The sequence below is a fragment of the Enterobacter sp. 725m/11 genome, from assembly GCF_011683705.1.
Lineage (GTDB): Bacteria > Pseudomonadota > Gammaproteobacteria > Enterobacterales > Enterobacteriaceae > Enterobacter > Enterobacter bugandensis.
Genome location: NZ_JAAQOK010000035.1, coordinates 1 through 20,895, shown reverse-complemented (window position 1 = coordinate 20,895; position 20,895 = coordinate 1). Strand labels below are relative to the sequence as shown.

Genomic DNA, 20,895 nt, shown 5'->3' with positions numbered 1-20,895 from the left:
CGCTGTATAAAAATTGCGCAGTATGGAGTGTTCATTTATGATGCACTTCTTATCACGGACTGATGTACCTAAATAAAGAGATGTTGGCGTGTCCAGCACGCAGTTTGTTAATGATGTTTGCCCTAAATAATTCGAGTTGCAGGAAGGCGGCAAGGTCGTGAATCTCCGGGAGCTTACATGAGTAAGTGACTGGGGTGAACGCATGCAGCCGACGCACATGCAACTTGAAGTATGACGGGATAGCCGTGATAAAGAGGTCGTAATGCCAGGCAGCACCTTGTTCAAAGCGTTTGTTTTGTTTGTCGCCCTTTGGGCTCCCGTCACTCAGGCAGACTCCGGTTGGCAACCCGTTCAGGAAACTATCCGTAAGAGCGAAAAAGATACCCGTCAGTATCAGGCTATCCGCCTTGATAACGGTATGACCGTGCTGCTGGTTTCCGATCCGCAGGCGGTGAAATCCCTCTCGGCGTTAGTGGTGCCGGTTGGATCGCTGGAAGATCCTGAGGCGCATCCGGGGCTGGCGCATTACCTCGAACACATGACGCTGATGGGCTCTAAAAAATATCCGCAGCCGGATAGCCTTTCTGAATTCCTGAAAATGCACGGCGGCAGCCACAACGCCAGCACGGCACCGTACCGCACGGCCTTTTATCTCGAAGTCGAAAATGACGCGCTGGCAGGGGCGGTTGATCGTCTTGCCGATGCTATCGCCGCGCCGCTGCTCGATAAAAAATACGCCGACCGCGAGCGCAATGCCGTCAATGCGGAGCTGACCATGGCCCGTACCCGGGACGGTATGCGTATGGCGCAGGTCAGCGCCGAGACCATCAACCCGGCGCATCCGGGCTCACGTTTCTCGGGCGGTAACCTGGAGACGCTGAGCGATAAACCGGGAAGCCCGGTCATTGACGCCCTGCATGCGTTTCGTGACAAATACTACTCCGCCAACCTGATGAAGGCGGTTATTTACAGCAACAAACCGTTGCCGGAGCTTGCCGGACTGGCGGCACAAACGTTTGGCCGGGTGCCGAATAAAAATATTGACCTGCCGAAGATAGACGTACCGGTTGTCACGGACGCGCAAAAAGGGATCGTCATCCACTACGTTCCTGCCATGCCCCGCAAAGTGCTGCGCGTTGAGTTCCGCATTGATAACAACACAGCCCAGTTTCGCAGTAAAACCGACGAGCTGGTGACCTACCTGATTGGTAACCGCAGCCCGGGAACCTTATCTGACTGGCTGCAAAAACAGGGGCTGGTGGAAGGGATCCGCGCCGATTCCGATCCCGTGGTAAACGGCAACAGCGGCGTGCTGGCGATCTCCGCCACCCTGACCGACAAAGGTCAGGCCAACCGTGATGAAGTGGTGGCGGCTATCTTTAGCTACCTCTCTTTACTGCGCGAGAAAGGCGTCGATAAGCGCTATTTTGATGAACTGGCGCACGTGCTGGATCTCGATTTCCGTTACCCGTCCATTACCCGCGATATGGATTACGTGGAGTGGCTGGCGGATACCATGATCCGCGTGCCGGTGGCGCACACGCTCGACGCGGTCAATATTGCCGATCGTTATGATGCCGAGGCGGTAAAAGCGCGCCTGGCGATGATGACGCCGCAAAATGCCCGCATCTGGTACATCAGCCCGAACGAACCGCATAACAAGACGGCATACTTTGTTGATGCCCCTTATCAGGTAGACAAAATCAGCGACCAGACCTTCGCCGACTGGCAGAAGAAGGCCGGTGAGATTGCGTTGAAGCTGCCGGAGCTGAACCCCTATATCCCGGATGATTTCTCGCTGATCAAAACGACTAAGGATTATCCGCACCCGGAGCTCATTATTGATGAACCGACGCTGCGCGTGGTGTATACCCCAAGCCGTTATTTTGCGAGCGAGCCAAAGGCTGATGTCAGCGTGGTCCTGCGTAACCCGAAAGCGATGAACAGCGCCAAAAATCAGGTGATGTTCGCGCTAAATGACTATCTGGCCGGTATCGCGCTCGATCAGCTCAGCAACCAGGCGGCCGTGGGCGGGATCAGTTTCTCCACCAACGCCAACAACGGTTTGATGCTTAATGCAAATGGCTATACTCAGCGTCTGCCTCAGCTTTTCAAGGCACTGCTCGAGGGTTACTTCAGCTACACGCCAACGGAAGAGCAGCTTGAGCAGGCTAAATCCTGGTATGCGCAGATGATGGATTCTGCAGAAAAGGGCAAAGCTTACGATCAGGCGCTTATGCCGGCACAAATGCTGTCGCAAATACCTTATTTCCAGCGTGAAGAACGCCGTGCCTTGCTGCCATCAATCTCATTAAAAGAGGTGCTGGCTTATCGTGACTCGCTAAAAACCAACACGCGCCCGGAGTTTCTTATCGTCGGCAACATGAGCGAAGATCAGGCCAAAACGCTGGCAGAAAATGTTCGCACGCAGCTCGGTTCGAAAGGGGACGAGTGGTGCCGTAACCAGGACGTGCTTGTTGAGAAAAAACAGAATGTGATCTTTGAAAAAGCGGGGAGCAGCACCGATTCCGCGCTGGCCGCGGTGTTTGTGCCAACGGGCTATGATGAATTCGCAAGCTCTGCGCAGAGCGCCGTTCTGGGTCAGATTATTCAGCCGTGGTTCTATAACCAGCTGCGCACAGAAGAGCAGCTTGGCTATGCGGTATTTGCTTTCTCAATGAACGTGGGGCGTCAATGGGGGCTGGGCTTCCTGCTGCAAAGCAGCGACAAACAGCCGGCCTATCTCTGGCGCCGCTATCAGGCGTTCTTCACGCAGGTGGAAGCAAAACTGCGGGCCATGAAGCCGGAAGAGTTTGCTCAGATCCAGCAGGCCGTCATCGCGCAGGTGATGCAGCCGCCGCAGACGCTGGGCGAAGAGGCGTCGCAGCTGAGCAAAGATTTCGATCGCGGTAATCTGAAATTTGATTCGCGTGATAAAGTAGTGGCTGAGATAAAACAGCTGACGCCGCAGAAGGCTGCCGATTTCTTCCATCAGGCCGTGATTAAGCCGCAGGGCATCACTATCCTGTCTCAGGTATCCGGTAGCCAGAACGGGAAAACGGACTACGTGAACCCGAAAGGCTGGAAAGTCTGGAAGAGCGTCAGCGCGTTGCAGCAATCTATGCCCTGGAGTAAGAAAGAATGACCGATACCGCTGAGTCCCTTGATCCCTTACGTTTACCTCTGCAGGGTGAACGATTGATTGAAGCCTCAGCGGGAACGGGAAAAACCTTCACCATCGCCGCGCTCTATCTGCGCCTGCTGTTAGGGCTTGGCGGTAACGCCGCTTTTCCTCGTCCTTTGAGCGTTGAAGAGCTGCTGGTTGTTACCTTTACCGAGGCCGCCACCGCTGAGCTGCGCGGCCGTATTCGGACCAATATCCACGAACTGCGCATCGCCTGTCTGCGCCAGAGCACGGATAACCCTCTTTACGCGAGCCTTCTGAAAGAGATTGCCGATAAGCAACAGGCAGCCCAGTGGCTGCTCCTCGCAGAAAGGCAGATGGACGAAGCGTCCGTCTTCACCATTCACGGTTTTTGCCAGCGCATGCTGAGCCTGAATGCTTTTGAATCCGGCATGCTGTTTGAGCAACAGCTTATTGAAGATGAATCCGTGCTTCGCTATCAGGCCTGCGCGGATTTCTGGCGTCGCCACTGCTATCCGTTACAGCGGGATATTGCGGAAGCGGTACATGCGTTGTGGAAGGGGCCCGAAGCACTGCTGCGCGCCATCGATCGTTATCTGCAGGGTGAGGCGCCGGTCATCAAATCCCCGCCTCCAGCAGATGAAACCCTGGCCTCACGCCATGAAAAAATCATCGCTAAAATTGCCGACATCAAACAAAAATGGATTGAGTCAGTCGGTGAGATTGACGCGATCATCGAGAATTCCGGGATCGATCGACGTAAGTTCAATCGCGGCAACCAGGGCAAATGGATCGAGAAGATCAGCGCGTGGGCGCAGGAAGAGACGCGCGGTTACCAGCTCCCGGATGCGCTGGAGAAATTCTCCCGGCGTTTCCTGGTTGAGCGGACCAAAGCCGACGGTATCGTGCCTGAACATCCCCTGTTTCTGGCGATTGAAACCCTGCTGGCGGAGCCCCTGACGCTCAACGATCTGATGATCGTCCGCGCCATGACGGAGATCCGCGACGCCGTCGCGCGTGAAAAGCGTCGCCGGGGCGAACTGGGGTTCGACGATATGCTGAGCCGACTTGATGCGGCGCTGTGCAGTGAGAATGGCGAAGCGCTTGCCGCCGCGATTCGCACCCGCTTCCCGGTCGCGATGATTGACGAATTTCAGGATACCGACCCTCAGCAGTACCGCATTTTCCGCCGTATCTGGCGCCAGCAGCCCGGCACCGCGCTGTTGTTAATCGGCGATCCTAAGCAGGCCATTTACGCCTTCCGCGGTGCGGATATTTTTACCTACATGAAAGCCCGCAGCGAGGTTGACGCGCACTACACGCTCGACACCAACTGGCGCTCTTCTCCCGGCATGGTGGAAAGCGTCAATGCGCTCTTCAGCCGCATGGATACGGCGTTTATGTTCCGGGAGATCCCTTTCCAGCCAGTCAAGTTCGCCCCTAAAAATACCGCGTTGCGCTTCGAGGTTAATGGCGAAACTCAGCCAGCCATGAACTTCTGGCTACTTGACGGGGAAGGCTGGGGCGTCGCGGACTATCAAAATGCTATGGCCCAGCACTGTGCGGCGCAAATTAGGGACTGGCTCAGCGCAGGCGCGCGCGGCGATGCGCTGCTGTGGAAGGAGGATAAACCAGCCCCGGTAAAGGCATCTGATATCACGGTGCTGGTGCGCAGCCGTCAGGAGGCCGCGCTTATCCGCGACGCCCTGACGCTACTGAATATACCGTCCGTCTACCTCTCCAACCGCGACAGCGTTTTTGAAACGCTGGAAGCCCTCGAGATGCTATGGCTGCTGCAGGCTGTGCTGGCCCCGGAGCGTGAAAGCACGCTCCGCAGCGCCTTAGCGAGCGCGATGCTCGGGCTGAACGCGCGTGACATTGATGCGCTTAATACTGACGAAGCCGCGTGGGATGCCGTGGTAGAAGAGTTTGTGCGCTACCGTGAAAAATGGCAGAAGCGCGGCGTGATGGCGATGGTGCGCGAGCTCATGGCACATCGTCACATTGCGGAAAACATGCTGGCGACAGCGGGCGGCGAGCGCCGTCTGACCGATATTTTGCACATCAGCGAGCTGCTCCAGGAAGCGGGTACGCAGCTGGAGAGCGAGCATGCTCTGGTGCGCTGGCTGGCCCAGCAGATTGCCGACCCTAACAGCAATTCCTCCAGCCAGCAGATGCGCCTCGAGAGCGATAAACATCTGGTGCAGATCGTCACCATTCACAAGTCGAAAGGCCTGGAATATCCGCTGGTCTGGCTGCCGTTTATCGCTAATTATCGCGTGCAGGACCAGGCTTTTTACCACGATCGCGAGTCGTTCGAAGCGGTACTCGACCTCAGCAATGCGGAGTCCAGCGTCGAGCTGGCCGAAGCGGAGCGTCTCGCGGAAGACCTGCGCCTGCTATATGTGGCGCTGACCCGTTCGGTCTGGCACTGTTCCCTGGGCGTCGCGCCGCTGTTCCGTCGCCGTGGCGAAAAGAGCGGCGAGAGTGATTTTCATCTGAGCGCGCTGGGGCGGCTTATTCAGCGCGGCGAGCCTAAAGATGCCGCAGGGCTGCGCCAGTGCATCGAATCACTTTGCTCAGAGCATGTTGCCCTGCATATTCCCTCCCAGCCCGACAGCAGCCGCTGGCAGACGCCGGAGCAGGGAGAGTCAGCGCTGCATGCCCGTGAGGTGGCTCGCACAATCGCTGACGACTGGCGCGTCACCAGTTACTCCGGTTTACAGCAGCACGGACAGAGTATTGCGCAGGATCTGATGCCAAAACTGGACGTGGATGCCGCTGGGGCCGGGAGCGTGCCCGTCGAGCCGGCGCTCACGCCGCATCAGTTTCCGCGCGGCGCCTCGCCGGGCACGTTTTTGCACAGCCTGTTTGAAGAGCTGGATTTTACCCAACCGGTATCAGAAGAGTGGGTGCTGAAGATGTTACAGAGCGGAGGCTACGACGCACAGTGGCAGCCGGTTCTCACTGAATGGATCCGCGCTGTTCTGCACGCGCCGCTCACGGCGCAGGGGATCTCGCTGAGCCAGCTGACCGCCAAAGATAAGCAGGTGGAGATGGAGTTTTACCTCCCCATCGCCAGCCCGCTCAGGGCCGAGGCGCTTGATGCGCTGATCCGCGAGTACAATCCGTTATCCGCAGGGTGTCCGCCGCTGAATTTTCGCCAGGTGCAGGGGATGCTGAAAGGCTTTATCGACCTGGTTTTCCGCCATGAAGGGCGCTACTACCTGTTGGATTACAAATCGAACTGGCTGGGGGCAAACAGCGAAGCCTATACCCAGCAGGCGATGGCCTCAGCGATGCAAATGCATCGCTACGATCTGCAGTATCAGCTTTACACCCTGGCGCTGCACCGTTACCTGCGCCATCGCATGGCCGATTATCGCTATGAAGATCATTTTGGCGGCGTCATTTACCTCTTTCTGCGCGGCGTGGATGCTAACAACCCGCGTTCGGGTATCTTCAGCACCCGTCCGGCTGCGGAGTTGATTGAAAAGATGGATAACCTGTTTGCTGCAAGCACGGAGGAAGTAGCATGACGATGCAGGCGCTACTGCTGGACGCAATTGAACAACGTGCACTTCGCCACCTGGACGTACAATTTGCCATGATGGTGGCGGGCGAAGAGCCTGCCGTCATGCTTGCCGCGGCGATCCTGAGTAAAGATGCGGGAGAAGGGCATGTCTGTCTGCCGCTTTCACGTCTGGTGGTGGATGAGAAAATGCCGCCGGCTTTACAGGCGTGTTTCGCGCTTCTGGGTGAGGCAGTGGACTGGCAAGAAATATTACTCCGCTCGCCCGCCGTCAGCAGCGCCGATACCGGTACGCCAATGATTTTGACGGGTGAACGTTTGTATCTGAACCGGCTGTGGCGTAACGAACTGACGGTGGCGCGCTTTTTCAGCGAGACCAATGCTCCGCTCCCGTGCGATGAAGCACTGCTCCGGCAAACGCTGGATACGCTGTTTACCTCTGACGACGAGACAGACTGGCAGAAAGTGGCGGCAGCAGTGGCGTTAACGCGGCGAATATCGGTGATTTCGGGCGGGCCGGGCACCGGTAAAACGACCACCGTGGCTAAGCTGCTTGCCGCGCTGATTCAGTTATCGGGTGAGCAAAAGTGTCGTATCCGCCTGGCGGCACCCACCGGTAAAGCGGCTGCACGTCTGACGGAGTCGTTAGGCGGCGCGCTGCAAAAACTGCCGCTCACCGGGGAGCGGCTTGCGCTTTTCCCTAACGAAGCCAGCACGCTGCACCGCTTGCTCGGCGCGCAGCCGGGTAGCCAGCGTCTGCGCTACCATGCCGGTAACCCGCTGCATCTGGACGTGCTGGTGGTGGATGAAGCATCGATGATTGACCTGACGATGATGTCGCGTTTGATTGATGCGTTACCGCCGCACGCGCGCGTCATTTTCCTCGGCGACCGCGATCAGCTTGCCTCCGTGGAGGCAGGGGCCGTGCTGGGCGATATCTGCACCTATGCCAGCCTGGGGTATACCGCTGAACGCGCTGAGGAGTTGGCGCGCCTGACCGGATGTTCGCTCGCGGCTGAAAACCATTTACTTGCGGGGGCGCTGCGCGACAGCCTGTGTCTGCTGCAAAAAAGCTACCGTTTTGGCAGCGACTCCGGCATTGGTCAGCTTGCGGCGGCGGTGAACCGGGGCGACCGGCACGCTACCTGTGCGGTATTTGACGGTACCTTTACCGATATTGAGAAAAAATCGCTGCAAACCGGGGAAGAGTATCAGGCGATGCTGGATGACGCCCTGCTGGGGTATCAACATTTTCTGACGGGCGTACAGCAGCAAAGCACGCCGGAGCAGGTCATTGCCGCGTTTGGCGAATACCAGCTGCTCTGCGCGTTGAGGGAAGGGCCCTTTGGAGTCAGCGGCCTGAACGACAGGCTGGAACAGCTGCTGGCGCAAAAGCGTAAAATCAACCGTACTCCGCACTCGCGCTGGTATGAAGGCCGGCCGGTGATGATCTCCCGCAACGACAGCGCGCTGGGGTTGTTTAACGGGGATATCGGGATTGCGCTCGATCGCGGGCAGGGGCTCCGCGTCTGGTTCCAGATGCCGGACGGTAGCGTGAAGTCCTTCCAGCCGAGCCGTTTGCCCGAGCATGAAACTGCCTGGGCGATGACGGTGCATAAATCCCAGGGTTCTGAGTTTAACCATGCGGCACTTATCCTGCCCACACAGCTTTCCCCCGTCGTTACCCGCGAGCTGATCTATACCGCCATTACGCGCGCGCGTCAGCGCCTGTCGCTGTATACCGATGAACGGGTGCTGGTACAGGCGATTGCCACCCGCACGGAACGCCGAAGCGGGCTGAGCGCGATATTTGACTCCCTCTGAACGACGCCGGCAAAGAAAGGATTACCCCAGGTCGGCCATCAGCACTTTCGAACGGCGCTGATAGTTGTACATCTCTTTCTTCGTTTCCGGCAGAGAATCAATATCCACCGGCGTGAACCCGCGCTCCTGGAACCAGTGAATGCTGCGCGTCGTCAGGACGAACAGCTTGCTCAGCCCCATCTGACGCGCCTGTGCCGCCACGCGCTCAAGCAGCATTTCGCCGCGTGAAGAGCTGCGGTAATCCGGGTGCACCGCCACGCAGGCCATTTCTCCGATTTTCTCTTCCGGGAACGGATAGAGGGCGGCGCAGGCAATGGTCAGGTTATCGCGCTGGATAATGGTGAATTTGTCGATCTCCATCTCCAGCTGCTCGCGGGAGCGACGAACCAGAATACCCTGCTGTTCCAGCGGACGGATCAGCTCCAGAATGCCGCCGATATCGTTGATGGTCGCGCGGCGAATCTGCTCCGCACTTTCCATCACAATCTGGGTGCCAATACCGTCGCGGGAGAACAGCTCCTGCAGCAGAGCTCCGTCTTCCTGATAGCTGATCAGGTGACTACGGCGCACGCCGCTGCGGCAGGCCTTCACGGCGCCACGCAGGAAGCGGACGGTGCCGGAGTGGTAATCCCCTTCGGCTTCCAGCGCTTCAACGCGGGCCTGCGCTTCATTCGGGAAGAGTTCCGGCACAATCACCCCTTCATCGTTTACGACGCCCTGGGAGGAGCAAAACCCAATCATTTTTTCCGCCTTCAGCTTGATCGCCAACTGGGTGGCAATCTCTTCGGACGTCAGGTTAAAGCTTTCACCGGTTACGGAAACCGCCACCGGCCCCATCAGCACAATGGCACCGCTGTCGAGCTGACGGTGAATGGCCTCTTCATCAATACGACGAATGCGGCCGCTGTGGCAGTAATCCACGCCATCGTCCACGCCGAGCGGCTGGGCAATGATAAAGTTGCCGCTCACGACGTTGATATGCGCGCCCTGTAGCGGCGTGTTGTTCAGGCTCATCGACAGGCGAGCGGTGATATCCAGCTGCAGCAGACCCGCCGCCTGCTTCACCAGCTCCAGGGTTTTGGCATCCGTGACGCGGGTATGTTTGTGGTAAATCGGCTCGTGGTGGTGAGCGGCCAGGTTGGCGTCGATCTGCGGGCGCGCGCCATAGACCACCACCAGGCGGATCCCGAGGCTGTGCAGCAGGCCAATGTCATTGACGATGCTGGAAAAATTTTCATGCTCAATGGCTTCGCCGCCCAGCATGATGACAAACGTTTTTCCCCGGTGGGCGTTGATATAGGGAACAGAATGGCGGAATCCCTGGACCAGTTCGGTTCTACGTTCCTTCACCATGGCACAACCCTTAATGAATGTTTATTCGTAATTTATGTATTTTTATTCGATTATGGGCGCGTGTGCAAGTGCAAATTTTCTGCGACCTACAGAAATTAATAAGTAATCCGTGCGTTAACGTATGATTGTTTACCCTTTTATAGATGACAGTTTATGCGTCATTCGTTAAAGTTTTCGGTCAATCTGCACTTTTGTATATCAGTTTGTTTTCTTGCTCGGGAGAAGCATGTCGGGATCCAATTCAGCAATAAGCCGCCGCCGTTTGTTAAAAGGGGCCGGGGCAATGTGGTTGCTTAGCGTCAGCCAGGTCGGTCTTGCCGCCACGAGTCAGGTGGTGGCGGTGCGCGTCTGGCCGTCGTCGACCTATACGCGCGTGACGGTTGAATCCAATCGCGTGCTGAAATATAAGCAATTTGCCCTCAGCAACCCTGAACGCGTGGTGGTGGATCTCGAAGGGGTGAACCTCAACTCCGTGCTGAAAGGCATAGCGGCGCAGATCCGCGGTGACGATCCGTTTATTAAATCGGCGCGCGTCGGTCAGTTTGATCCGCAAACCGTGCGCATGGTGTTTGAGCTTAAGCAGAACGTTAAGCCGCAGCTGTTCGCCCTGGCGCCCGTCGCGACGTTTAAAGAGCGTCTGGTGATGGATCTTTACCCGGCCAATGCGACGGATATTCAGGATCCGCTTCTCGCCCTGCTGGAGGATTACAACAAAGGCGATCTTCAGCGTCAGGTGCCGCCTGCGCAAAGCGGCCCGCAGCCGGGGAAAGCAGGGCGCGATCGTCCGATTGTGATCATGCTCGATCCCGGCCACGGCGGCGAAGACTCCGGTGCGGTGGGGAAATATCATACGCGTGAAAAAGATGTGGTGCTGCAAATTGCCCGTCGTCTGAAGGCGTTAATTGATAAAGAGGGCAATATGCGCGCCTACATGACGCGCAATGAGGATGTCTTTATTCCGCTGAAGGTGAGGGTGGCGAAAGCGCAGAAGCAGCGTGCCGATCTGTTTGTCTCGATCCATGCGGATGCCTTTACCAGCCGCCAGCCGAGCGGCTCGTCGGTGTTTGCGCTCTCAACCAAAGGCGCGACCAGTACCGCGGCGCGATACCTTGCGGACACCCAGAACGCCTCGGACCTGATCGGTGGCGTGAGCAAAAGCGGCGACCGCTACGTCGACCACACCATGTTCGACATGGTGCAGTCCCTGACCATTAACGACAGCCTGAAGTTTGGTAAAGCGGTGCTGGGCAAGCTGGGGAACATCAATAAGCTGCACAAAAACAGCGTTGAGCAGGCCGGGTTTGCGGTGCTGAAGGCACCGGATATCCCGTCCATTCTGGTAGAAACCGCGTTTATCAGTAACGTTGAAGAAGAGCGTAAGCTCAAGACGGCAAAGTTCCAGCAGGAGGTGGCGGAGTCGATTCTGGCGGGGATACGGGCGTATTTCTCAGACGGGGCGACGCTGGCGCGGCGCGGGTAGGTTTTTAGCCGGGTGAAATGCCCGGCAAATTCACAAACGGCAGATACAAAAAAACACCCTTAAGGGTGTTTATTGTTTTTAGAAGTGTTGGTTGCGGGGGCCGGATTTGAACCGACGACCTTCGGGTTATGAGCCCGACGAGCTACCAGGCTGCTCCACCCCGCGTCCGTGGAAGCGCACTATACTCGGATAGGTTTGTGATGCAACCCCTTTTTCACATAAATCATTAACTTTGTATGTAAAGTGAACGGCATTGCGACATTTAGACTATTTTTTGCTCTGAATTTGCCAAAGGGCATGCGATCGCATTTCATTCGCTTTGTCGGTTTGTTATCTTCATCACGCGGAAATGGGCAACTTAAAGACGAGATATAATGAAAGGACGTTGGGCGAAGTATCTGATGGCGGGCGCAATGGTAGCGATTCTTGCGGCCTGTTCTTCCAAACCGACCGATCGCGGTCAGCAGTATAAAGACGGGAAGTTATCCCAGCCTTTCTCTTTAGTTAATCAGCCTGACGCCGTTGGCGCGCCGATCAACGCCGGTGATTTCTCCGAGCAGGTCTACCAGATCCGCAATGCGTCGCCGCGTCTGTATAGCTCACAGAACAATGTTTATAGCGCGGTACAGGACTGGCTGAAGGCGGGCGGCGATACGCGCAACATGCGCCAGTTTGGTATTGATGCCTGGCAAATGGAAGGGGCGGATAACTACGGCAACGTCCAGTTCACCGGCTATTACACGCCCGTGGTTCAGGCGCGACACACGCGCCAGGGCGAGTTCCAGTACCCTATCTACCGTATGCCCCCAAAACGCGGCCGTCTGCCGTCCCGCGCCGAAATCTACGCCGGTGCGCTGAGCGAAAACTACGTCCTGGCCTACAGCAACTCCCTGATGGATAATTTCATCATGGACGTGCAGGGCAGCGGCTACATTGATTTTGGCGACGGTTCACCGCTTAACTTCTTCAGCTATGCCGGGAAAAACGGCCATGCCTACCGCAGCATCGGTAAGGTGCTGATTGACCGCGGCGAAGTGAAAAAAGAAGATATGTCGATGCAGGCGATCCGCGAGTGGGGCGAAAAGCACAGTGAAGCCGAGGTGCGCGAGCTGCTGGAGCAGAACCCATCGTTCGTCTTCTTCAAGCCGCAAAACTTCGCCCCGGTGAAAGGGGCCAGCGCTGTGCCGCTGATTGGCCGCGCGTCGGTGGCATCGGATCGTTCTATCATTCCTGCGGGTACCACGCTGCTGGCGGAAGTTCCTCTGCTCGACAACAACGGCAAGTTCAACGGCAAATATGAGCTGCGTCTGATGGTAGCCCTGGATGTTGGCGGAGCGATTAAGGGCCAGCACTTTGATATCTATCAGGGCATTGGCCCGGATGCCGGTCACCGTGCAGGCTGGTATAACCACTACGGACGCGTATGGGTGCTGAAGGTCGCGCCGGGCACCGGAAACGTATTCAGCGGCTGATTGTGGTATTCTGAGCGCAATACGGATTACTGTTCAGGGTGAGGAAAACCTCACCCTTTTTACATCTGAGGTTTTATGTCTGTGGTAATCAGCGATGCCTGGCGCCAGCGTTTTGGCGGCACGGCACGTCTTTATGGTGAAAAAGCCCTGCAGCTGTTTGCGGATGCGCACGTCTGCGTCGTGGGCATTGGCGGTGTCGGCTCCTGGGCGGCGGAAGCGCTGGCGAGAACCGGGATTGGCGCAATCACGCTGATTGATATGGATGACGTTTGTGTGACCAACACTAACCGTCAGATCCACGCCCTGCGTGATAACGTCGGCCTGGCGAAGTCCGAGGTGATGGCGGAGCGCATTCGTCTCATCAATCCGGAGTGTCGGGTGACGGTGATCGACGACTTTGTGACGGCAGATAACGTCGCGGAGTACATGAGCAAAGGCTACAGCTATGTGATTGACGCCATCGACAGCGTGCGGCCTAAAGCGGCGCTGATCGCATACTGCCGTCGTTACAAGGTGCCGCTGGTCACGACCGGCGGCGCGGGCGGGCAAATCGATCCCACGCAGATCCAGGTTGCCGATCTGGCGAAAACCATTCAGGATCCGCTGGCTGCCAAGCTGCGTGAACGCCTGAAGAGCGACTTCAATGTGGTGAAGAACAGCAAGGGCAAGCTGGGCGTCGACTGCGTGTTCTCCACCGAAGCGCTGGTCTACCCGCAGGCGGATGGTTCAGTTTGTGCGATGAAAAGCACGGCGGAAGGGCCAAAACGCATGGACTGCGCGTCAGGCTTTGGGGCGGCCACCATGGTAACCGCCTCTTTTGGCTTTGTGGCGGTCTCTCACGCCCTGAAGAAGATGATGGCGAAGGCGGAACGTCAGGCCTGAGCCTGACGTGCGGCGTCCAGCACCGCGTCGCTGAGCGCGATCAGGCCCTGACCGCGCGAGGCGCTAAGCTGCGCGCGCAGCCCCAGTTCGTCGAACAGCGCCAGGGGCGAGTGCGTTAACAATTCCGCCGCGCTTTTCCCCTCAATGGCGGTTAACAGGACCGCCAGCAGGCCCCGGACGATGCGCCCTTCGCTGTCGCCGAAGAAATGCAGCTTCTCGCCGGAGACGCTCACGCCCAGCCAGACGCGGTTTTCACAGCCCGCAATTTCTTTCGCCTGCGCTTTAAGATCGTCGGAAAGAGCTGGGAGCTGTTTACCCAGCAGGATCAGCTGACGATATTTATCTTCCCACTGCTGGAGCGGGGCGAAGGTCTGTTTTAAGGTCTCTTCAGTGATGACCGTGCCAAACGGATGTCCGGCTAAAGCAGCGCTAGTCATTAATCCACCAGTATTTCAAGGGCGCGGTCAACGGCGCTAACCAGCGCGTCGACATCGCTTTGGGTATTATACGGCGCAAACGAGGCGCGCAGCGTACCGCTTACGCCAAGCGCCGCCAGCAGCGGCTGGGCGCAGTGCTGTCCTGCGCGCAGGGCAATGCCGTATCCGGCCAGCAGCGTCACCATATCGCTATGATGCACGCCAGCAAAATCAAAGGCGAGCAGGCTGGAATCCTGAACGCGGAACGAGCGGAAACCCGGGCGTTTTTTCAGTTCTTCCTCTGCCAGCGTCGCCAGCCCTCGGCTCCAGCTTTCCGCCTGAACCGCGTCCGTTTCCGCCAGCCATTCAAGTGCGGCGCTGAGGCCGATGACCCCGGCCACGTTCGGCGTGCCCGCTTCCAGACGGTAAGGCACCTCCTGCGTTTTAAAACCGTCGAAGGTCACCTCGGTAATCATTTTGCCGCCGCCGAGCCACGGCGTCATTTTGGCCAGCAGTTCTGGCTTACCGTACAGCGCGCCAATCCCGGTTGGCCCGTAGAGTTTGTGCCCGGAGAAGGCGTAGAAGTCGATATCCAGCGCCTGCACATCAGCGGGGAAATGAACCACGCCCTGAGCACCGTCGACCATCACCACCACGCCGCTGGCATGGGCAATCTCAATGGCGCGAGCCAGATCCGGACAGCCGCCGGTGACGTTGGACATCTGCCCCAGCGCCAGAATACGGCTGCGGGGGGTAATCAGCTCAGGGAGACGGGCCACGTCAGGCAGAAAGTCTGCACTCAACGGGAGCTTAATAACGCGCGCGCGCGTTTGCTCAGCCACCATCAGCCACGGCACCAGGTTAGCGTGATGCTCTGCTTCGCTGACAATGATTTCGTCCCCTGGCTGCAGCAGCGGGCGGGCATAGCACTGGGCCACCATATTGATGGCTTCGGTCGTGCCGCGCGTCCAGACGATGTTTTTTCCGCTTTCGGCATTGATCAGGCGTGCAACCTGATCGCGTGCGGCTTCATAGCGCGCGGTCAGGCGCTGCGCTTCGGCAAACTGGCTGCGATGTACGTTGCCGGCGCTCAGGCTGTAGAACTGCTGCGTGGCCTCGATCACCGCCTTGGGCTTCAGGGCCGTGGCGGCGCTATCAAGATAAATACCGGCATCGGCCAGCGCCGGAAACTGTGCGCGAAACTGCGCAGGACTGAAAGCGTTCATGGAATTCCTCGTGTCGATAGAGAGATCGTCGCGCAATTTCAGCGGCAGGGCAAGGAGGTTGATATCTATCAGATTTGTCTGCTTATCCTGGCGACCTCGAAAAAGCAGGTTATGCTAAATAGTCTTAGGCGGATGTTTTAGCCTGTTATAAATCGAGGTTTGAATAGCATTAATTGCTAAAGGAGAATAATCATGAATAAGACAGCTGCAATCATTTCTGCCTGTGCGTTTACTTTTGCCCTGAGCGCCTGTTCTGGTAACAACTACGTGATGCACACAAACGATGGTCGTTCTATCGTTTCGGAAGGGAAACCGACTACCGATAACGATACCGGGATGATTTCGTACAAAGATGCTAACGGGAACAAGCAGCAGATCAACCGCACGGACGTGAAAGAGATGAAAGAGATCGAGCATTAACCGATCGCAGGCGAAAAAAAAGCACCGCAAATTGGCGGTGCTACATTAATCACTATGGACAGACAGGGTAAATGTACAGGAAGTGAAAAATTGGTAGCGTTGCTACCGTGGTCTGAATCGCAGACCAATTGCAAACACAACAACACAACATCACAACCGTAAGCCAAAAGCCCTTCAGAACACGCATTCCGAAAAAAGCTCTTCGTTCCGGCTCAGGAAGTGCCGCCACTATAGGTATTTGCTGGTAGTTCCTCAACGGACAAATTATAATGGCTCAGATAAAAAAAACTAATAGGTTAAACGTTGTTTCCTGTTTGTTAAATTCCGTTAACATCTAAGCCAGATAACCATGTCAAAGCGATTGCCACCCCTTAATGCATTACGCGTTTTTGATGCAGCAGCACGTCACCTGAGCTTCACCCGTGCGGCAGATGAGCTTTTTGTGACACAGGCCGCAGTAAGTCACCAAATCAAGTCCCTGGAGGATTTCCTGGGCCTTAAGCTGTTCCGCCGACGCAATCGTTCCTTGCTGTTGACCGAAGAGGGGCAGAGCTATTTTCAGGATATTAAAGAGATTTTTTCCCAGCTCACGGAAGCCACGCGTAAGCTGCAGGCCCGCAGTGCAAAAGGTGCCCTGACTGTTAGTTTATTGCCCAGTTTTGCCATTCAGTGGCTGGTGCCTAGACTCTCAAGCTTTAACTCAGCTTATCCGGGGATCGACGTTCGAATCCAGGCGGTGGATCGTCAGGAAGACAAGCTGGCCGATGATGTGGATGTCGCCATTTTTTATGGTCGCGGAAACTGGCCGGGCTTGCGTGTCGAGAAATTATACGCAGAATATCTGCTGCCGGTCTGTTCGCCTCTGCTTTTAACAGGCGACAAGGCGCTGAAAACACCCGCTGACCTGGCGCAGCATACGCTTTTACATGATGCCTCTCGCCGCGACTGGCAAACTTATACCCGTCAATTAGGTCTTAGTCATATAAACGTGCAGCAGGGCCCCATTTTTAGCCATAGTGCGATGGTGCTACAGGCTGCCATTCACGGACAGGGCGTGGCGTTGGCGAACAACGTGATGGCGCAGTCCGAAATTGAGGCAGGCCGTCTGGTTTGCCCTTTTAATGATGTACTGGTCAGCAAGAATGCATTTTATCTGGTTTGTCATGACAGTCAGGCAGAACTGGGTAAAATAGCCGCCTTCCGGCAGTGGATACTGGCGAAAGCGGCAAGCGAGCAAGAAAAATTCCGCTTCAGGTATGAACAATAACGTTTGTGTGCCGGGCACGCATTAATTCAGGACTTAAACATGACCAGCCGATTCATGCTGATTTTTGCCGCGGTGAGTGGCTTTATTTTTGTTGCACTGGGCGCCTTTGGCGCGCACGTATTGAGCAAGTCTTTGGGCGCCGTCGAGATGGGCTGGATCCAGACCGGCCTTGAATACCAGGCGTTTCATACGCTGGCTATTTTTGGGCTGGCGGTAGCGATGCAGCGTCGGATAAGCATCTGGTTTTACTGGAGTAGCGTATTTATGGCGCTGGGTACCGTGCTGTTTAGCGGCAGCCTTTACTGTCTGGCCCTCTCGCATTTGCGCCTCTGGGCGTTTGTTACACCTGTCGGCGGCGTGAGCTTCCTGGCGGGTTGGGTATTAATGTTTATCGGAGCTATCCGTCTGAAACGCAAGGGCGTTGTTCATGAATAAGGTTGTTTTATATTGTCGCCCGGGGTTTGAGAAAGAGTGCGCCGCGGAAATTACCGATAAAGCGGCGAAGCGCGAAGTCTTCGGCTTTGCTCGCGTAAAAGAAAATGCGGGCTATGTGGTATTCGAATGTTATCAGCCTGAAGACGCCGACAAGCTGGCGCGCGAGCTGCCGTTCAGCTCGCTGATCTTCGCCCGCCAGATGTTCGTCGCGGGTGAGTTGCTGAAAGATCTTCCGCCGGAAGATCGCATCACGCCGATTGTGGGCATGCTGCAGGGCGTGGTGGAGAAGGGCGGCGACCTGCGCGTTGAGGTTGCCGATACCAACGAAAGCAAAGAGCTGATGAAGTTTTGCCGTAAGTTCACCGTGCCGCTGCGCGCAGCGCTGCGTGACGCGGGCATACTGACAAACTACGAAACGCCGAAGCGTCCGGTGGTGCATATCTTCTTTATCGCACCGGGCTGCTGCTATGCGGGCTATTCGTACACCAATAACAATTCGCCATTCTTTATGGGCATCCCGCGCCTGAAGTTCCCGGCAGATGCGCCGAGCCGTTCAACCCTGAAGCTGGAAGAGGCGTTTCACGTCTTTATCCCGGCAGATGAGTGGGACGAGCGTCTGGCTAACGGCATGTATGCCGTCGACCTTGGCGCGTGCCCGGGCGGCTGGACCTATCAGCTGGTGAAACGCAACATGTGGGTGTCGTCTGTGGATAACGGTCCAATGGCGCAAAGCCTGATGGACACCGGACAGGTCACCTGGCTGCGAGAAGACGGTTTCCGCTATCGCCCAACCCGCAACAACATCTCGTGGATGGTGTGCGACATGGTGGAGAAGCCGGCGAAAGTGGCCGCGCTGATGGCCTCCTGGCTGGTGAACGGCTGGTGCCGTGAGACCATTTTCAACCTCAAGCTGCCGATGAAAAAGCGCTACGAGGAGGTATCCCAGAACCTGGCCTATATTCAGGCACAGCTGGATGAGCACGGTATTAACGTGGAGATCCAGGCGCGTCAGTTGTACCACGACCGCGAAGAGGTGACGGTACACATCCGTCGCTGGTGGGCGGCTGTAGGCGGACGTCGCGACGAGCGATAGTGCGTGCTTTGTTTTGCCCGGTGGCGCTGCGCTTACCGGGCCTACAAAACCGTGTTGACGTTTTAACGTTCTAACCGCAACTGCTGTAAATTCCCGTCCAGCTGTAAATCTGTCTGTAGCGTCGCCACCTCGCGGCAGATAAACGCCATCTCTTTATGCGCCTCCAGCTTCTTGCGCCACTTTTCAGGCACCTCATCCAGACGGGCGTAAATCCCTTCCAGACTCTGAAAATCGGTCAGCAACTGGGCGGCGCTCTTTGGTCCAATACCGGCGACACCCGGAACCTTAGAGCTGCTGATGCCTGCCAGACCCCAATAATCCGGCAGTTGCTCAGGCAAGACGCCGAACTCGCTGGCAATAAACGGCGCGTCCAGCCAGCGTTTTTGAAAATAGTCGCGAATGCGGATAGTTGGGGAGAGCAGCTGGCAGTAGCCTTTGTCAGTTGAAACGATAGTGGCCTGATGACCGGCACTTGCCACTTTTACGGCCAGGGTGGCCGCGAGATCGTCGGCTTCATTGCCCTGTGCACCCCAGCAGGGGACGCCGCGCTGCTCAAAGGCGGCACGCAGGGTGGGCATTTCGGCATGGAGATCGTCCGGCATCGGCGCGCGTCCAGCCTTGTAGTCGGGCAGGCGCTGATGTCGCCAGCCGCTGTTGCGCGCTTCGTCATCAAACACGGCCACGACGTGCGTCGGCTCGCTGTGGCGAATAAGCTGCTCCAGCGCGTGCAGGCAGGTGTCCTTGCAGGGCGTGCCTTGTACCGCATGGATTCGGCGAATCAGATTGAGCGCGTCGACGATAAGCAAATGAACAGCCACAGATATTCTCCCTTAAATCTAATGGGTAAAGGGTATCACTGTCGGCAGGATGAAACGAATAGCGTGAGGGAAAACAGGAAGAAGCCTCGCAAAACGAGGCTTCCTGAGAGGCTTAATCGCAGGTTACGATCTTCATCGCCAGGCCGCCGCGAGAGGTTTCGCGGTATTTGGCGTTCATATCTTTACCGGTTTCGTACATGGTTTCGATAACTTTATCGAGACAGACGCGCGGCTCACTGGTGCGGCGCAGCGCCATACGCGCCGCGTTCACCGCCTTGACGGAGGCGATGGCGTTACGCTCGATGCACGGCACCTGTACCTGTCCGGCAACCGGATCGCAGGTTAGCCCCAGGTTATGTTCCATGCCGATTTCCGCAGCGATGCAGACCTGCGCCGGGCTTGCGCCCAACAGTTCCGCCAGGCCCGCCGCCGCCATGGAGCATGCCACGCCGACTTCGCCCTGACAGCCTACTTCCGCACCGGAAATGGAGGCGTTCATCTTGTACAGAGAACCAATCGCGCTGGCGACCAGCAGGTAGCGCGCCAGGGAGTTAGCGTTCACTTCACGGATAAACTTGTCGTAGTACGCCAGCACGGCCGGAACGATACCGCAGGCACCGTTGGTTGGCGCCGTGACGACGCGGCCCCCTGCGGCGTTCTCTTCGTTCACCGCCAGGGCGAACATGTTGATCCAGTCGACGACGGCCATCGGGTCCGTTGTCGTTTTGTCGGTGCTCACCAGCATACGACGCAGCGCCGCCGCACGACGCGGTACGCGAAGCTTGCCCGGCAGAACGCCTTCGGTGGTGATCCCGCGCTCAATGCCGCCGCGCATCACTTCCCAGACGCTAGCGAAGTGCTGTTCCAGCTCCTCTTTGCTGTGAAGGGCCAGCTCGTTTTTCATCATCAGGCCAGAGAGGGAAAGCCCCGTCTCCTGGCAGTGGCGCTGGAGATCCGCCGCCGTTTTGTACGGATACGGCACCTCAACAGAAGAGGTGGTGGTTTGACCAAAGTGCTCTTCGTCGACGATAAAGCCGCCGCCGATGGAGTAATACGTCTGGCTGTAAACCGCTTTGTCGCCGGCCAGCGCGGTAATGCGCATGCCGTTTTCGTGCAGCGACAGGTTGTCCGCATGGAAATTCATGCAGTGGTCAACCGGGAATTCAACCTCATGCTCACCGTTTGCCAGCAGCAAACGACCGTGGGTGTTCACGTCCTGGATGAAGCCAGGGATCGCGTCAATATCAACGGTATCCGGCAGATTTCCCGCCAGGCCCATGATAATGGCGATATCGGTATGGTGGCCTTTCCCGGTCAGGGAAAGCGAGCCGTACACATCGACAACCACGCGGGTGATGTCGTGCAGAATGCCGCGTGCAATCAAGTCATCCGTGAACTGCTTACCGGCTTTCATTGGTCCGACGGTGTGAGAGCTGGAAGGACCAATACCGATTTTGAAAATATCGAATACGCTAATCATGATGCGTCCATTGCTTTCAGTCAGAGGGGGAGGCTGTCTCTTATACACATCT

General features: G+C 56.9%; 15 protein-coding genes and 1 tRNA gene. 10 read left to right on the top strand and 6 right to left on the bottom strand.

The annotated features are described in order from the left end of the window. Positions 1–262 precede the first annotated feature (262 nt). Genes ptrA through recD form a run of 3 tightly spaced genes read left to right on the top strand, consistent with a single transcriptional unit; the run spans position 263 to position 8,501 of the window. A complete protein-coding gene (ptrA, locus tag HBA26_RS15565; RefSeq protein WP_126344944.1) occupies positions 263–3,145 on the top strand; it encodes a pitrilysin in 2,883 nt (960 codons plus the stop codon). Next, a complete protein-coding gene (gene recB / locus HBA26_RS15560; protein WP_166720951.1) occupies positions 3,142–6,684 on the top strand; it encodes an exodeoxyribonuclease V subunit beta in 3,543 nt (1,180 codons plus the stop codon). The genes ptrA and recB overlap by 4 nt, the downstream gene beginning before the upstream one ends. Then, positions 6,681–8,501, top strand: a complete 1,821-nt coding sequence (gene recD / locus HBA26_RS15555) for an exodeoxyribonuclease V subunit alpha (protein ID WP_045260899.1) — start codon at positions 6,681–6,683, stop codon at positions 8,499–8,501. Before recB ends, recD begins: the two co-directional genes overlap by 4 nt. Positions 8,502–8,522: 21 nt before the next feature. On the opposite strand, the gene argA is transcribed toward recD, so the two are convergent. Next, positions 8,523–9,854 (bottom strand): amino-acid N-acetyltransferase, encoded by a 1,332-nt coding sequence (gene argA, locus HBA26_RS15550; protein ID WP_014885072.1) that lies wholly within the window; start codon positions 9,852–9,854, stop codon positions 8,523–8,525. A 226-nt stretch (positions 9,855–10,080) separates the two neighbouring features. On the opposite strand from argA, the gene amiC reads away from it, so the two are divergent. Further along, positions 10,081–11,334, top strand: coding sequence for an N-acetylmuramoyl-L-alanine amidase AmiC (amiC, locus tag HBA26_RS15545; RefSeq protein ID WP_126344946.1), 1,254 nt, complete (start codon positions 10,081–10,083; stop codon positions 11,332–11,334). A gap of 88 nt (positions 11,335–11,422) precedes the next feature. On the opposite strand, the gene HBA26_RS15540 is transcribed toward amiC, so the two are convergent. After that, positions 11,423–11,499 (bottom strand) — tRNA-Met (locus HBA26_RS15540). Between the two features lie 209 nt (positions 11,500–11,708). On the opposite strand from HBA26_RS15540, the gene mltA reads away from it, so the two are divergent. Beyond that, a complete protein-coding gene (gene mltA / locus HBA26_RS15535) occupies positions 11,709–12,806 on the top strand; it encodes a murein transglycosylase A (RefSeq protein ID WP_126344947.1) in 1,098 nt (365 codons plus the stop codon). A gap of 75 nt (positions 12,807–12,881) precedes the next feature. Further along, positions 12,882–13,688 carry a tRNA cyclic N6-threonylcarbamoyladenosine(37) synthase TcdA gene (tcdA, locus tag HBA26_RS15530; RefSeq protein WP_006811804.1) on the top strand — a complete coding sequence of 269 codons (807 nt, stop codon included), beginning with the start codon at positions 12,882–12,884 and terminating at the stop codon, positions 13,686–13,688. Here tcdA and csdE read toward each other — a convergent pair. Beyond that, positions 13,679–14,125, bottom strand: coding sequence for a cysteine desulfurase sulfur acceptor subunit CsdE (csdE, locus tag HBA26_RS15525; RefSeq protein ID WP_047364461.1), 447 nt, complete (start codon positions 14,123–14,125; stop codon positions 13,679–13,681). The genes tcdA and csdE overlap by 10 nt on opposite strands. Next, the gene (csdA, locus tag HBA26_RS15520) at positions 14,125–15,330 is read right to left on the bottom strand and encodes a cysteine desulfurase CsdA (protein ID WP_126344948.1); all 1,206 of its coding nucleotides are present in this window, start codon (positions 15,328–15,330) and stop codon (positions 14,125–14,127) included. The genes csdE and csdA overlap by 1 nt, the downstream gene beginning before the upstream one ends. 192 nt (positions 15,331–15,522) lie before the next feature. Here csdA and HBA26_RS15515 point away from each other — a divergent pair, with 192 nt between their 5' ends. The 4 genes from HBA26_RS15515 (at position 15,523) to rlmM (ending at position 18,545) form a co-directional block, all read left to right on the top strand. Next, on the top strand, positions 15,523–15,750 hold the full coding sequence (locus HBA26_RS15515; protein WP_008499648.1) for a YgdI/YgdR family lipoprotein: 228 nt from the start codon (positions 15,523–15,525) through the stop codon (positions 15,748–15,750). A gap of 349 nt (positions 15,751–16,099) precedes the next feature. After that, positions 16,100–17,017 (top strand): glycine cleavage system transcriptional regulator GcvA, encoded by a 918-nt coding sequence (gcvA, locus tag HBA26_RS15510; protein ID WP_014885066.1) that lies wholly within the window; start codon positions 16,100–16,102, stop codon positions 17,015–17,017. A gap of 39 nt (positions 17,018–17,056) precedes the next feature. Beyond that, entirely contained in the window at positions 17,057–17,452 is a 396-nt protein-coding gene (locus HBA26_RS15505) for a DUF423 domain-containing protein (protein WP_028014272.1), read from the top strand. Then, positions 17,445–18,545, top strand: a complete 1,101-nt coding sequence (rlmM, locus tag HBA26_RS15500; RefSeq protein ID WP_028014271.1) for a 23S rRNA (cytidine(2498)-2'-O)-methyltransferase RlmM — start codon at positions 17,445–17,447, stop codon at positions 18,543–18,545. Before HBA26_RS15505 ends, rlmM begins: the two co-directional genes overlap by 8 nt. A gap of 62 nt (positions 18,546–18,607) precedes the next feature. Here rlmM and xni read toward each other — a convergent pair whose 3' ends face one another. Next, the gene (gene xni, locus HBA26_RS15495; RefSeq protein WP_047367472.1) at positions 18,608–19,363 is read right to left on the bottom strand and encodes a flap endonuclease Xni; all 756 of its coding nucleotides are present in this window, start codon (positions 19,361–19,363) and stop codon (positions 18,608–18,610) included. Between the two features lie 112 nt (positions 19,364–19,475). Further along, positions 19,476–20,843, bottom strand: coding sequence for an L-serine ammonia-lyase II (gene sdaB, locus HBA26_RS15490; protein ID WP_126344949.1), 1,368 nt, complete (start codon positions 20,841–20,843; stop codon positions 19,476–19,478). Between the last annotated feature and the right edge of the window lie 52 nt (positions 20,844–20,895).

Bases quoted from the DNA above. Each gene is read 5' to 3' on its own strand.
- csdE (WP_047364461.1), bottom strand. From the start codon at position 14,125: ATGACTAGCGCTGCTTTAGCCGGACATCCGTTTGGCACGGTCATCACT.
- recB (WP_166720951.1), top strand. From the start codon at position 3,142: ATGACCGATACCGCTGAGTCCCTTGATCCCTTACGTTTACCTCTGCAG.
- csdA (WP_126344948.1), bottom strand. From the start codon at position 15,330: ATGAACGCTTTCAGTCCTGCGCAGTTTCGCGCACAGTTTCCGGCGCTG.
- gcvA (WP_014885066.1), top strand. From the start codon at position 16,100: ATGTCAAAGCGATTGCCACCCCTTAATGCATTACGCGTTTTTGATGCA.
- sdaB (WP_126344949.1), bottom strand. From the start codon at position 20,843: ATGATTAGCGTATTCGATATTTTCAAAATCGGTATTGGTCCTTCCAGC.
- rlmM (WP_028014271.1), top strand. From the start codon at position 17,445: ATGAATAAGGTTGTTTTATATTGTCGCCCGGGGTTTGAGAAAGAGTGC.
- mltA (WP_126344947.1), top strand. From the start codon at position 11,709: ATGAAAGGACGTTGGGCGAAGTATCTGATGGCGGGCGCAATGGTAGCG.
- recD (WP_045260899.1), top strand. From the start codon at position 6,681: ATGACGATGCAGGCGCTACTGCTGGACGCAATTGAACAACGTGCACTT.
- HBA26_RS15505 (WP_028014272.1), top strand. From the start codon at position 17,057: ATGACCAGCCGATTCATGCTGATTTTTGCCGCGGTGAGTGGCTTTATT.
- ptrA (WP_126344944.1), top strand. From the start codon at position 263: ATGCCAGGCAGCACCTTGTTCAAAGCGTTTGTTTTGTTTGTCGCCCTT.
- tcdA (WP_006811804.1), top strand. From the start codon at position 12,882: ATGTCTGTGGTAATCAGCGATGCCTGGCGCCAGCGTTTTGGCGGCACG.
- amiC (WP_126344946.1), top strand. From the start codon at position 10,081: ATGTCGGGATCCAATTCAGCAATAAGCCGCCGCCGTTTGTTAAAAGGG.
- argA (WP_014885072.1), bottom strand. From the start codon at position 9,854: ATGGTGAAGGAACGTAGAACCGAACTGGTCCAGGGATTCCGCCATTCT.
- HBA26_RS15515 (WP_008499648.1), top strand. From the start codon at position 15,523: ATGAATAAGACAGCTGCAATCATTTCTGCCTGTGCGTTTACTTTTGCC.